The organism is Flavitalea plasmicola, from assembly GCF_030546645.1.
Classification (GTDB): Bacteria; Bacteroidota; Bacteroidia; order Chitinophagales; family Chitinophagaceae; genus Puia.
The window spans coordinates 703,452-715,618 of the sequence record NZ_JAUOTO010000006.1 but is presented as its reverse complement, the minus strand read 5'-3'; the positions used below and the strand labels follow the sequence as shown (position 1 = coordinate 715,618).

Annotated in this window: 12 protein-coding genes; 8 read left to right on the top strand and 4 right to left on the bottom strand. The window is 51.7% G+C overall.

Annotated elements, in window-relative coordinates; translation table 11 throughout:
- The first annotated feature begins 6 nt into the window (after positions 1–6).
- The 8 genes from Q4E93_RS24760 to Q4E93_RS24725 are packed head-to-tail and all read left to right on the top strand — an operon-like array spanning position 7 to position 8,853.
- On the top strand, positions 7–1,167 hold the full coding sequence (locus Q4E93_RS24760) for an aspartate aminotransferase family protein (RefSeq protein ID WP_303589912.1): 1,161 nt from the start codon (positions 7–9) through the stop codon (positions 1,165–1,167).
- 24 nt (positions 1,168–1,191) lie between these two features.
- Positions 1,192–2,154, top strand: a complete 963-nt coding sequence (locus Q4E93_RS24755; protein ID WP_303589910.1) for a Rossmann-fold NAD(P)-binding domain-containing protein — start codon at positions 1,192–1,194, stop codon at positions 2,152–2,154.
- Between the two features lie 3 nt (positions 2,155–2,157).
- On the top strand, positions 2,158–2,940 hold the full coding sequence (argB, locus tag Q4E93_RS24750) for an acetylglutamate kinase (RefSeq protein WP_303589907.1): 783 nt from the start codon (positions 2,158–2,160) through the stop codon (positions 2,938–2,940).
- Positions 2,933–4,006: a M20 family metallo-hydrolase gene (locus Q4E93_RS24745; protein ID WP_303589906.1), complete on the top strand. Its 1,074-nt coding sequence runs from the start codon at positions 2,933–2,935 to the stop codon at positions 4,004–4,006. Before argB ends, Q4E93_RS24745 begins: the two co-directional genes overlap by 8 nt.
- A gap of 23 nt (positions 4,007–4,029) precedes the next feature.
- Positions 4,030–5,340, top strand: a complete 1,311-nt coding sequence (gene argH / locus Q4E93_RS24740; protein ID WP_303589904.1) for an argininosuccinate lyase — start codon at positions 4,030–4,032, stop codon at positions 5,338–5,340.
- A 49-nt stretch (positions 5,341–5,389) separates the two neighbouring features.
- Positions 5,390–6,826: an amidohydrolase gene (locus Q4E93_RS24735; RefSeq protein WP_303589902.1), complete on the top strand. Its 1,437-nt coding sequence runs from the start codon at positions 5,390–5,392 to the stop codon at positions 6,824–6,826.
- A gap of 49 nt (positions 6,827–6,875) precedes the next feature.
- Positions 6,876–8,312, top strand: a complete 1,437-nt coding sequence (locus Q4E93_RS24730; protein ID WP_303589900.1) for a M20/M25/M40 family metallo-hydrolase — start codon at positions 6,876–6,878, stop codon at positions 8,310–8,312.
- 22 nt (positions 8,313–8,334) lie between these two features.
- The gene (locus Q4E93_RS24725) at positions 8,335–8,853 is read left to right on the top strand and encodes a GNAT family N-acetyltransferase (RefSeq protein WP_303589898.1); all 519 of its coding nucleotides are present in this window, start codon (positions 8,335–8,337) and stop codon (positions 8,851–8,853) included.
- Here the strand turns inward: Q4E93_RS24725 and Q4E93_RS24720 are convergent.
- The 4 genes from Q4E93_RS24720 to Q4E93_RS24705 all read right to left on the bottom strand — a co-directional run bounded on the left by Q4E93_RS24720 (position 8,850) and on the right by Q4E93_RS24705 (position 12,165).
- The gene (locus Q4E93_RS24720; protein WP_303589896.1) at positions 8,850–9,320 is read right to left on the bottom strand and encodes a hypothetical protein; all 471 of its coding nucleotides are present in this window, start codon (positions 9,318–9,320) and stop codon (positions 8,850–8,852) included. The genes Q4E93_RS24725 and Q4E93_RS24720 overlap by 4 nt on opposite strands.
- A 107-nt stretch (positions 9,321–9,427) precedes the next feature.
- A complete protein-coding gene (locus tag Q4E93_RS24715) occupies positions 9,428–10,057 on the bottom strand; it encodes a MarR family winged helix-turn-helix transcriptional regulator (RefSeq protein WP_303589895.1) in 630 nt (209 codons plus the stop codon).
- A 67-nt stretch (positions 10,058–10,124) separates the two neighbouring features.
- Complete coding sequence (locus Q4E93_RS24710; protein ID WP_303589894.1) at positions 10,125–11,408, bottom strand: M28 family metallopeptidase; 1,284 nt, start codon at positions 11,406–11,408, stop codon at positions 10,125–10,127.
- Between the two features lie 22 nt (positions 11,409–11,430).
- On the bottom strand, positions 11,431–12,165 hold the full coding sequence (locus Q4E93_RS24705; protein ID WP_303589893.1) for a LytR/AlgR family response regulator transcription factor: 735 nt from the start codon (positions 12,163–12,165) through the stop codon (positions 11,431–11,433).
- Between the last annotated feature and the right edge of the window lie 2 nt (positions 12,166–12,167).

Sequence of the window (12,167 nt, the reverse complement as noted above, 5' to 3'; positions counted from 1 at the left end):
CTTATTATGAACTTATTTGACGTCTATCCCCTCAATGACATCACCATCGTAAAAGCCAAGGGCTCTTATGTATGGGACGATGAAGGACAACAGTACCTTGATCTTTATGGCGGCCATGCTGTAATATCCATCGGCCATACCCATCCCCATTATGTCAACCGTCTCACCGACCAGCTGAATAAGGTGGGGTTCTATTCCAATTCCATCCGCATTCCGCTGCAGCAGGAGCTGGCAGCCAAATTGGGTAAGATCTCCGGCAGGGAAGACTATCAGCTCTTCCTTTGCAACTCGGGAGCTGAAGCCAATGAAAATGCGCTGAAGCTGGCATCCTTTCACAATGGCCGGAAGAAGATCGTGGCTTTCACGAAATCTTTCCATGGACGTACTTCCCTGGCCGTCGCCGTAACGGACAATCCATCCATCGTGGCGCCAGTCAACCAGACGGACAATGTCATTTTCCTTCCTTTTAACGATGAAGCGGCCCTCGAAGCCTGTTTTGCATCCAGGGGAGAAGAGATCTCTTCGGTCATCATCGAAGGGATACAAGGTGTGGGCGGCATACAGGAAGCTTCCGCCGCCTTTCTGCAAAAGATCAGCAAGCTGTGCAAGCAATATGGCGCGGTATTCATCGCGGACAGCGTGCAATGCGGATATGGGCGCAGCGGGAAATTCTTCTCCCATGACCATGCCGGAGTAGATGCAGACATCTATACCATGGCCAAAGGAATGGGCAATGGCTTTCCTGTAGCGGGTATCATCATCGCCCCTCATCTCCATGCAAAGCATGGCATGCTGGGCACGACATTCGGGGGTAACCACCTGGCTTGCGCCGCAGCGCTGGCTGTGCTGGAGGTCATCGAAAAAGAAGGATTGATGGCCAATGCCGTCGAGGTGGGCGGCTACCTGATCGGGCAGCTGAAGAAAGTTCCGGGACTCCAAAATGTCAGGGGCAAGGGATTGATGATCGGATTCGATGTTCCGGAACAATGGAAGGAGCTGCGGAAGAACCTGTTGTTCAATCAGCGTATCTTCACGGGGGAGGCCAAGCCAAATACGATCCGCCTGCTGCCTTCCCTGGCATTGAGAAAGAAGGATGCCGATGCTTTCCTGGAAGCGCTTGAGGAAGAGATCCATGCCCTGCAAGGGACCGTTAAATCCGCGAATTGATCATTTCAAATATCAGAAGTAATAATGAAGAATTTTCTCTCTGCGCATGATGTAAAGAACATTGACAGCCTGGTACAGACGGCCCTGTCCTACAAGGCGGATCCATTGAAGGATAAAAAGCTGGGGACCGACAAGAGAATAGGTATGTTGTTCCTCAACCCCTCGATGCGTACCCGTCTCAGTACGCAAATAGCCGCGCAGAACCTGGGTGCCGAAGCCATTGTCTTCAACGTGGACAAGGAGGGCTGGGCCCTGGAGTTCGAGGAAGAGGCCATCATGAGCGGGAATAAGGTGGAGCACGTAAAAGACGCGGCTCCCATCATGGGAAATTATTTTGATATTCTCTGTATCCGGACCTTCCCAGGGCTTAAGAACAAGGAAGAGGATTACAGTGAGCTTTATATCAATCAATTCGTAAAATATTCCGGCATCCCGGTGGTCAGCCTGGAAAGCTCTACCCTGCACCCACTGCAGAGTCTTACGGATCTCATCACCATCAATGAAACGCTTGGGTTTCCCCGGGTTGCCATCCGCCGTCCCAAGATCGTCCTTACATGGGCGCCGCATGTTAAAGCACTGCCCCAGGCCGTAGCGAACAGCTTTTCCCAATGGGTGAATGCCTGGGGACAAGCCGACTTCGTCATCACGCATCCCGAGGATTATGAGCTGGATGAGCAATTTACGAAAGGCGCTACGATCACCCATGACCAGGATGAAGCATTGAAAGACGCTGACTTTATCTATGTAAAGAACTGGAGCACCTTTTCCGACTACGGCAAGATCTATTGCAATGACCCGGAATGGATGCTGACACAGGAAAAGCTCCGGCAGACCAACAACGCGAAAGTGATGCATTGCCTGCCGGTGCGGCGTAACGTAGAGCTCAGCGACGAGATATTGGACAGTCCTTCCAGCATTGTGACGCAGGAAGCTTCCAACCGGGTATGGGCCGCACAGGCAGTCCTGGCGGAGCTACTAAAAAAATAGATCATGCAACTTTCCATCATCAAGATAGGTGGTAATATCATTGACGACGAGGCCAGGCTGGAGACATTCCTCGAAGTTTTTGCGGCTGTAAAAGGCAAGAAGATCCTGGTGCATGGGGGAGGCAAGCTGGCTACCCGGGTCGCCACAGGTCTGGGCGTTCAGCAGCAGATGGTCGATGGACGCCGTATCACGGATGCCGAGACCCTGAAGATCGTCACGATGGTGTATGCCGGCACCATCAACAAGAATATCGTTGCCAGCCTCCAGGCGAAAGGCTGCAATGCCATGGGACTTACCGGTGCGGACGGCAATGCCATCCTTGCACACAAACGAGTGCATCCCACCATTGATTACGGCTATGTAGGAGATGTGGACGTTGTGGACGCCAGCTTGCTTACCAGCCTGCTGATGCTGGACAAGACGCTCGTATTTGCGCCTATCACCCATGATGGGAATGGACAGCTGCTGAATACCAATGCCGACACTATCGCCCAGGAAGTAGCCCGGGCCCTGTGCAGGACTTTCGACACCAGCCTGGTTTACTCTTTTGAAAAGAGCGGTGTCCTGCTGAATGCAGAAGATGACGATTCTGTCATCGGGCGTATTGATGCGGCCTATTATCAGCAATTAAAGGATAGGCAGGTGATCTTTGCCGGCATGATACCTAAACTGGACAATGCCTTCGCCGCCCTCAACAGCGGTGTGGGAAAAGTCATTATCGGGCGGGCAGAACAGCTGCCCCAATTACTCACCGGGACATCCGGCACAACCATCGTACATGCTTGACTCAGCCATCCATACATTACAGGCGGAAGCGATCGACCTGCTGCGGCAACTGATCGCCATCCCTTCCTTTAGCAAGGAGGAGGATAAGACGGCTGCGCTCCTCGAACAATTTCTCCGGGGTAAGGGTATTTCCACGGAAAGAATCCAAAACAATATCTGGGCGAAAAATAAATTCTTCGATCCGGCCAAGCCTACGTTATTATTGAATTCCCACCATGATACCGTCAAGCCAAACAAAGCCTATACGCTCGACCCTTTCTCTCCTATAGAAAAGGATGGCAAGCTCTATGGATTGGGCAGCAATGATGCCGGGGGCCCCCTGGTATCGCTGATCGCGGCTTTTATTTATTTCTATGGGCAAAAGGACCTGACACATAATATCCTGCTGGCCGCCACGGCAGAAGAAGAGATCTCCGGCCACCAGGGTATCGAGCTGCTGATCCCCTATCTGGGAAAAGTAGATTGGGGAGTCGTAGGCGAGCCTACGCAGATGCAACTGGCCGTTGCGGAGAAAGGATTACTGGTGCTGGATTGCACTGTTCAGGGCAGAGCGGGGCATGCCGCCCGGGAAGAGGGAGAGAATGCTATTTACAAGGCGATGCCTGATATCGAATGGTTCCGCACCTACCGGTTCCCCAAGGTGTCCGATCTGCTGGGACCCGTGAAAACCAGCGTCACCGTGATCCACACTGATAACAAGGCGCATAATGTGGTGCCTTCCACTTGTCATTTCGTCGTGGATGTAAGGGTAAATGAACTCTATACATTTGAAGAGATACTGGGCGTCATCCGGGAGCATGTCTCCTGCGATGTGCAGCCGCGCAGCCTGCGGATGCGCTCATCCTCCATTTCCATGGAGCATCCCGTGGTGCAGGCCGGGGTGCGGGCAGGAAGAAAATGTTATGGCAGCCCCACGACTTCCGACAAGGCCCTTATGCCTTTTCCCACATTGAAGACGGGCCCCGGCGATTCGGCCAGGAGCCATACTGCCGATGAATATATCCGCCTGGACGAGATAAAGGAAGGTATTACATCATATATTGAACTGTTGAAGCCCCTATTGTGAGGGCAGCCACAAATAAGTTAACTATGAGCGGACAAAAACTTTGGAGTAAAGAAGCCACGAGCACCTCTCAGCTGGTGGAAACCTTCACGGTAGGACGGGATAAGGAATTTGACGTGCTGCTGGCGGAATACGACGTACTGGGTTCGCTGGCCCATACGCAGATGCTGGAAAGCGCCGGTCTGCTCAGCAAGGAAGACCGGGAGCAGATCCACCGGGAGCTGAACAATATCCTAGCTGTCATCAGGGAAGGCAAGTTCGTCATAGAGAAAGACATCGAGGACGTGCATTCGCAGGTGGAATGGATGCTGACCCAACGCATTGGAGAGGCCGGAAAAAAGATCCACAGCGGCAGGAGCCGTAATGACCAGGTAGCGGTGGACATCAAGCTGTACCTGCGGGCACAGGTGCTGGCATTGAAGGAAGAGACGCATGAACTCTTCGAGCTGCTGATCAGACTGAGCGAACAGTATAAGGACAAGCTCCTTCCCGGCTATACGCATTTACAGATCGCCATGCCCTCCTCTTTTGGGCTCTGGTTTGGCGCTTACGCGGAAAGCCTGGTAGATGACCTGGAATTACTGGCGGCCGCCTATCAAGTCGTCAATAAGAATCCTTTAGGCAGCGGAGCCGGCTATGGCTCCTCCTTTCCGCTGGATAGAGAGTTGACCACCCGACTGCTGCATTTTGCCACGCTGAATTATAATTCCGTATATGCCCAGATGAGCCGTGGCAAGACGGAAAAGATCGTCGCCACCGGCCTGGCCACCATTGCCGCCACCCTGAGCAGGCTGGCCATGGACTGTTGTCTTTATATCAACCAGAACTTCGGGTTCATCTCCTTTCCTTCAGAACTCACCACCGGCAGCAGCATCATGCCGCATAAAAAGAACCCGGACGTATTCGAGCTGATACGGGCAAAGTGCAACAGGATACAGGCCGCCCCTAATGAGCTGACCCTCCTGATCAATAATCTTCCATCAGGCTACCACCGTGACCTGCAGCTGACCAAGGAGATCCTATTTCCTGCCATCGAAGAAGGGAAGGCCTGTTTGCAGATGATGCGTCTGATGCTGTCCAATATCCAGATCAGGGATGGCATCCTGGAGGATGAAAAATACAAATATCTTTTCAGCGTGGAGGCCGTCAATGAATTGGTGAACAAGGGCATCCCTTTCCGTGAGGCATACCGGCAGGTGGGCAACCAGATAGACAAAGGTGAATTTCGATTTGATCACAGGCAGCAGCTGCACCATACGCATGCGGGGAGCATCGGGAACCTTTCCAATGATAAGATCGCGGCGGAGATGGAGAAGGTGATGAAAAAGTTTGCCTGATGGATAATCAGGACATAATGCTTAAATTGTAGTAACAAGCTACTGCATTATGAAATTCCTCCATTTGTCCATTTTACTTACGGTGCATTTTTTTGCCCGTGCCGCAGACATTGACACTACCCTGAAGGCCGGGGCTATGGCCGACCTGCAATCCCGTTATGACGACTACAAAAAGATAGCCCTGCAGATATGGGACTACGCTGAAGTGGGCTATAAGGAAGTCAAAAGCTCCTCCCTATTGCAAAAGACCCTCAACGATGCAGGCTTTACGGTAAAGGCTGGCGTGGCAGACATTCCCACCGCCTTTGTCGCAACTTACGGATCGGGCAGTCCTGTGATCGGTATCCTTGCGGAATTCGATGCGCTCCCGGGACTTTCGCAACAGGCGGTCCCGGAAAAGTCGCCCATCACGGGTAAAAATGCGGGACATGGCTGCGGCCATCATCTGTTTGGTACGGCATCTGTAGCCGCCGGCATCGAGATCCAAAAGCTGATGGCTTCGAAAAAGCTTACCGGCACCATCCGTGTGTACGGATGTCCGGCAGAGGAAGGGGGGTCCGGTAAAGTATACATGGTACGGGCAGGTCTTTTCAGTGATGTGGACGTGGTCATCCACTGGCATCCGGGTGATGAGAACCGGGTGACGCTTACCAGCGCCCTGGCCAACAAGTCGGCCAAGTTCCGCTTCCACGGATTGGCGGCTCATGCGGCCATGAGCCCGGATAAAGGGCGCTCCGCCCTGGACGGCGTGGAATCCATGGATTATATGGTCAATCTTATGCGGGAGCATATTCCACAGGAAACCCGGATACATTATGTCATTACCAATGGAGGCAAGGCACCCAATGTGGTGCCCGACTTTGCCGAGGTATATTACTATGTCCGCCACCCGAAAAAAGAAGAGGTCGCCCGTATTTTCGACTGGGTGGTGAAGGCAGGCGAGGGCGCGGCCCTGGGCTCGCAGACCACGATGGACTATGAGGTCATCGGAGGAACGCATGATCTGCTGCTCAACCGGGTGTTGGCGTCAGCTATGCAACAGAACCTTTTATTGGTAGGAGGTGTTACATATTCGCCGGAAGAGCAGGCTTTTGCGAAAAAGATACAATCATCTTTTACGTATAAGGTAGCCGGCATCGAAGAGGCTGCTACCGTCAAGCCATTGAAAGAAGTAAATGACGCCGGAGGCGGGTCCACTGATGTGGGTGATGTCAGCTATGCGGTTCCTACTGTCGGTATGTCGTCCGCCACCTGGGTCACGGGCACTCCGGCCCATAGCTGGCAGGCAACAGCTTGCGGAGGGACGGATATCGGGGCAAAAGGAATGATGGTGGCGGCCAAGACGATGGCGCTGACCGCCATTGACCTTTTTACCACCCCCGCATTGATACAAAGAGCGAAGGAAGAATTTAAGGTAGGAAAAGGGGATTATCAATATAAGGCTTTGTTAGGAGATCGGAAGCCTGCGTTGAATTACAGAGATTAGCCTCAAGCTGCAAGCTACAAGCTGCAAGCCAGGATTTAAATAAGTATAGATGAAGAAACTAGGTGCTTTACTGGTTTTACTGGTCCTGCTGCTGGCAGGGTGGATCCTTATCCGGACGTTCAACGTCAAACCCTGGCCCAAACACAAGGCCAGGTCTTTAACGGCCTTGCCCGACTCCGCCATTTCGCATCTCAGCATGGCCATACGCATACCTACGGTGTCCCCGCAGGATCCTTCCCGTATCGACAGCGGCGTCTTCCTTCAATACAGGTCTTTTTTGCAAAGCGGCTATCCTCTTATTCACCAGCGGCTCAGCCGGGAGATCGTAACCGATTTCAGCTACGTCTATACCTGGAAAGGGACAGACTCCACATTGGCCCCGCTGATCCTCATGGCGCATTACGACGTGGTGCCCGTGGAGCCTTCGGCTGCAAAGCTGTGGACAGCACAACCCTTTGGCGGAGAGATCCGGAGGGACACGGTCTGGGGCAGGGGAGCCGTCGATGATAAATGCAGCATGATATCCATCATGGAGGCCGTAGAAGCGTTGCTACGGCAGCACTATACGCCCCGGCGTACTGTCCTGCTCTGCTTCGGCCATAATGAAGAATCCACCGGGCAAGGCGCCATCGCTATCGTCAAATTGCTGCAGCAAAAAGGTGTCCATGCAGAGATGGTCGTGGACGAAGGCGGAGAGATCACGTACGAACGGTTGCCGGACATTCATCGGCCCGTAGCCCTCATCGGCATTGGAGAAAAAGGCTATGCCACGTTTGAGCTGCTGGTGGAAAAGACAGGCGGGCATTCCTCGAGACCAGACAAAGAGACGGCCATCGATATCCTCTCCAGGGCATTGTACAAACTACAGAATGAAAAAACGCCCCGCCGGATCCTGCCGCCTACACGGGAATTCCTTGCCCGGATCAGCGGGTCGTCCGAAGATTTTTTTCAGAAAATGGCGCTCAATAACCTGTGGCTTTTCGAAGGCTATGTTCTCTACAAGATGGGAGAAGACAAGGATGGCCGGGCGATGACCGGCACTACTATTGTCCCCACCATCCTGGAGAGCGGCGTGCGGGAGAATGTAATTCCCTCTCAGGCCAGGGCCCTTGTCAATTCCCGCATATTACCAGGCGAAAGCATTAAGGAAGTAGAAGAATTTATCCGTAAGTCCATTGGTGACGAAAGGGTGAAGATCAGGATTGCCGGGGACTTTTCCACCGAGCCTTCCGCCATGACGGACTATCATTCCGATGCATTTAAAAAAGTAGCCGATGCCGCTGCCGCTGTTGCAGATGATATCATCCCTACCCCATTCATCATGCTGGGAGCCACCGATTCCAGGAATTTCCGGGCTATCAGCAATGGCGTGGTCAATTTCTGTCCTACCACGGACGGCAAGGGCTACCATGGTATTGACGAGCGATTACCCGTCAGGGACCTTCAGCGGGCCATTCAATTTTATACGTTGCTGATCAATGGATAGTCAGCATCCAACAAATCCCATCATGTATTCTTTACAAACAGAAAGGACACTGCTCAGCCTGCTCGTCGAGGAGGATCTGCCGGACATGGAAGCAATGGCCCGTGAGACGGATACGTTCAAATACCTGAAGAAATTTCAGACAATGACCTCCGATGAGTATACGCAGTTCCTCCAGACCAAGCTGGAGCAAATACGCAATGGTATCGGCTATCACTGGGCTGTCCGGCTAAAGACGGATCAGCATTTCATCGGCGCAGTCAATCTCAACCCCATCAAAGGCACATCGAAGCTGCAGATCGGCTGCCAGCTGAAAAGAGATTTTTGGAGCCAGGGTTTTGCTTCCGAGCTAATGGCCCGGCTGCTGGAATTCGCTATCAGGGATCTGAAACTCACGGCAGTCTATGGCGTATTCGAAAAAGAAAATAAAGCTTCCAGAAAGCTACTTGAAAAACTGGGATTTGTATTTGAAGAAGGCTTGCAGGAGCAGGAGGTGGAGCTGGAGATCCATAAATATACAGTTCCTGGTTCTCATACCGCTTAATTGAATTTGTAAATACTCAGCACAAAAATGCCGGCAAATAACAGCAGCTGGCCAAGGTGCATCACCAGAATACTACTCTTTAAGCTCTCCAGGCTATCCAGCGCATTTCCTCCTGCCAGTTGCAGTTCCATCGCCTGTCTCAGCTTTGATGTAAGCCGCTGCCCGTACACCGCCCCATTGAGCAGTATAAGCACGAGAAGGCCCATTTTAATACGGAACCACCATTGCTGGGCAAAAAGCCCATGAGAAAGTACTACCATGCCAATTCCGCTGATCAAAAGCAAGAGGAATCCCCCTGCGAACAGAAATCTGAAGGAAGCTGTCACGTTCAATATAGCCATTGCACCCTGCTTTCCTAAGGCATACTGTTTCCAGAATTGACCATAACAAACATAACTGACAATGGTAGTCCCGGCCATAGTGGCCAGGCCTATGATATGAAGGACCAGGAAAAAGAAAATATTCATTTTCGTTGTATTTATTTCAAAAATACAACGAAATCGAAATAATAAAAATATTTTTGAAGTTATTTTATATTAATTAATACGTTTACGAAACAAATGGAAGAGGGTGTTTATTTCATGGCCTGGTCATAGATCTCCTGGAAGGTAGCGCTCTTATATTGCTGCCAGAGGGCGGCGAATTTGATCTCCACATTTTTCAGCAGTTGAGTGCAGAGTCGTATGTCGTCTTCATTCATGTCCGCCAGCATCATACCTGCGCATTTCATCATCTGTTGAGCGCATTTATCGATGACCTTTTCCCCTGCGGACGTCAGGCTCACCCGCTTGCTGCGACCGTCTTCCTTATCCGCATGTTCCTTTACAAACCCCTTTTTCCGCAGGCGGTTTAGCATGTCCGTTCCGCTGCTAAGCTCGAAGATATTGGCGTAGATGATCTCTGTCTTCCGCGGTGTCTTCAGCCGCCGCACCGTCAGCAGCATACCGAATTCCTCCAATTGATCGATGCCGGTACCCTCCAGGGCCTTGGCGGCAAAGATGATATTGAGCTTATTTATCCTGCCCATCATTTTTAACAGCAGACCGTTGGGATGCCAGGGAATATCGCCTCCTTCCAGGGGAATTTTCTTGTCTTTTTCCCGCTGGGATATCAGGTAGTGCCGACAAAAATCCGAAAGATCCGCATCGGGATGGCGTTCTTCAAAGCTTGCCCACTCGTTGACAAGCTCTACCGTCTTATTCATGATAAATTATTTCAGTTTCGAAGCGAATCTACTGAAATTTCTGCGGAAGCCTTATTACGCAATGTTTCTACCTCAGCTGTGTCGCATCCACTCTCGAGGGGGTATCGGTCCCTGCGATAATGGTCTTTGCGCTCAATGCAATGGATTTTATGATCTCCGCCATATTTTTCATATCCAATGTGCTGAGCTCATCGCCCTGGGTGTGGTAAAACTTTTCCGAATCCATTTTGGAGGTGGAGATGGTATGGGCCGGGACGCCTTGCCGGGCTAAGGTAGCATTGTCGCTGCGATAAAAGAGCTGCTGTTCCGTATATGGATCAGGATAGAAGGAGAATTTGCTGCCGGAAAGATTTTTTTCCAGGATCTTGCCCATGTCGGTCTTTTCATATCCCGTGATGTAGGCGGAGTTCGTTCCCCATTTGCTTTCAGTTCCGATCATTTCGATATTGAACATGGCCATCACTGCGGCGGGGTCGAACTGGTGTGAGAAGTATTGTGAGCCAAATCCTCCGATCTCTTCGGCTGTGAAAGTGGCGAATATGAGTGTCCTTTCATTGTTGTTTAATTTTCCGAAGTATTTAGCCAGCATTATCACAGCGGTGCTTCCGCTGGCATCGTCGTTGGCCCCGTTGAAAACAGAGTCGCCCTTCTCATTCGGCTGTCCTACTCCCAAGTGATCGTAGTGACCGGAGAAGATGACATATTCGTTCTTTTTACTTTTGCCAGGAAGGATACCCACCACGTTGGCCAGCTTCTTTTCGCTGACTTCCTGTTCCACGGTTATGGAATACCTGGCTGGATCGGCCGCCGTAAGGATCATCACCACGCTGCGGGGGGATTTGAACTGTTGGGCGGCGAACCCGGCAAGGCGGGGAAAGTTCTTCGAAAAGCTGGTGTCGATGAGCACCAGGTAACTCTTTTTCTCCTGGGACAGATATTTCAAAATATCCCTGAAGCTGCCTCCGGCTTTTATGAATACCTTCTCGTAGCCACTGTTCTCATCGACGACCAGGTGAGCGGAAGAGGAAGCTACGGCAATGGAAGCTGCAGGAATGGAGATGCCATCCAGGCTTGCCGAGGCTGACAACGTCTTCGCCTGCACCATGGCGAAAGGCTGGAGATAACTGGCGCTGCCATTCCAGGTATGCAGGCCGGCCGCCTTAAATTGAGTTGCTATATAGGCCGCGGCCTTGTCGATGTCCGGCGTGAATGTGGCCCGGCCCCGCATGGCATCGGAGGAAAGGTTCTTTTCAATATTTTCTACCGCGGAAGGGGTGATGACGGCATCTACGTTCTGGGCGGACAGGCTACCGCAGGTAAAGAGGATAAAGGCGGCAAATAGTATCTTCATATGTAAATGTAAAATAGTAAAATTATAAGCTCATCATTTCTTTGAATTTCACCGTCTGGCGACGGCTGACCTCGATCTTTTCCCCTCCTTTCATTTCCAGCAGCAGGCCGCCATTGAAATAAGGTTCGATCTTCTCAATGAGCCGCAGGTTAACGATGTGCTTGCGGTTGGCCCGGAAGAACACTTTCTCATCCAGTCTTTCTTCCAGCGCATTGAGGGATTTCAGGATCAGGGGTTTGTTGCCCCCAAAGTATACTTTCGCATAGTTGCCTACGCTTTCAAATAAACGAATATCGGAGAGCTTCACGAACCAGCAGCGCTCCCCGTCTTTGACGAACACCTGGTCGTGTTCACCCAGAATGCTCCGGTTCACCGAGATCGGATGATCTGAGATAGGTTCCTTGTCTTCTTCCAGCTGCAGCTTCTGCAGGGCGTCGGCCAGCCGTTTGGGTTCGACTGGTTTCAGCAGGTAGTCGAGCGCGTTGACCTCGAAGGCCTTCAGCGCATATTCGTCATAGGCGGTAGTGAAGATGACATTGGGGGCCCTTTCCAGCTCGGACAACATGTCGAATCCGGTCTTACCGGGCATTTGTATATCGAGAAAGATCAGGTCGGGATTCAGGGAGTCGATCTTTTCCACGCCTTCAGCGGCATTGGTTGCCTCGGCGATGACCTCGATCTCCGGAAAGTCCATCAGCAGCTTTTTCAACTCATTCCTGGCAAGACGCTCGTCGTCGATGATAATAGCTCTAATCATAC

Bases quoted from the DNA above. Each gene is read 5' to 3' on its own strand.
- Q4E93_RS24760 (WP_303589912.1), top strand. From the start codon at position 7: ATGAACTTATTTGACGTCTATCCCCTCAATGACATCACCATCGTAAAA.
- Q4E93_RS24755 (WP_303589910.1), top strand. From the start codon at position 1,192: ATGAAGAATTTTCTCTCTGCGCATGATGTAAAGAACATTGACAGCCTG.
- Q4E93_RS24715 (WP_303589895.1), bottom strand. From the start codon at position 10,057: ATGAATAAGACGGTAGAGCTTGTCAACGAGTGGGCAAGCTTTGAAGAA.
- Q4E93_RS24745 (WP_303589906.1), top strand. From the start codon at position 2,933: ATGCTTGACTCAGCCATCCATACATTACAGGCGGAAGCGATCGACCTG.
- Q4E93_RS24720 (WP_303589896.1), bottom strand. From the start codon at position 9,320: ATGAATATTTTCTTTTTCCTGGTCCTTCATATCATAGGCCTGGCCACT.
- argH (WP_303589904.1), top strand. From the start codon at position 4,030: ATGAGCGGACAAAAACTTTGGAGTAAAGAAGCCACGAGCACCTCTCAG.
- argB (WP_303589907.1), top strand. From the start codon at position 2,158: ATGCAACTTTCCATCATCAAGATAGGTGGTAATATCATTGACGACGAG.
- Q4E93_RS24730 (WP_303589900.1), top strand. From the start codon at position 6,876: ATGAAGAAACTAGGTGCTTTACTGGTTTTACTGGTCCTGCTGCTGGCA.
- Q4E93_RS24735 (WP_303589902.1), top strand. From the start codon at position 5,390: ATGAAATTCCTCCATTTGTCCATTTTACTTACGGTGCATTTTTTTGCC.
- Q4E93_RS24710 (WP_303589894.1), bottom strand. From the start codon at position 11,408: ATGAAGATACTATTTGCCGCCTTTATCCTCTTTACCTGCGGTAGCCTG.
- Q4E93_RS24725 (WP_303589898.1), top strand. From the start codon at position 8,335: ATGTATTCTTTACAAACAGAAAGGACACTGCTCAGCCTGCTCGTCGAG.
- Q4E93_RS24705 (WP_303589893.1), bottom strand. From the start codon at position 12,165: ATGATTAGAGCTATTATCATCGACGACGAGCGTCTTGCCAGGAATGAG.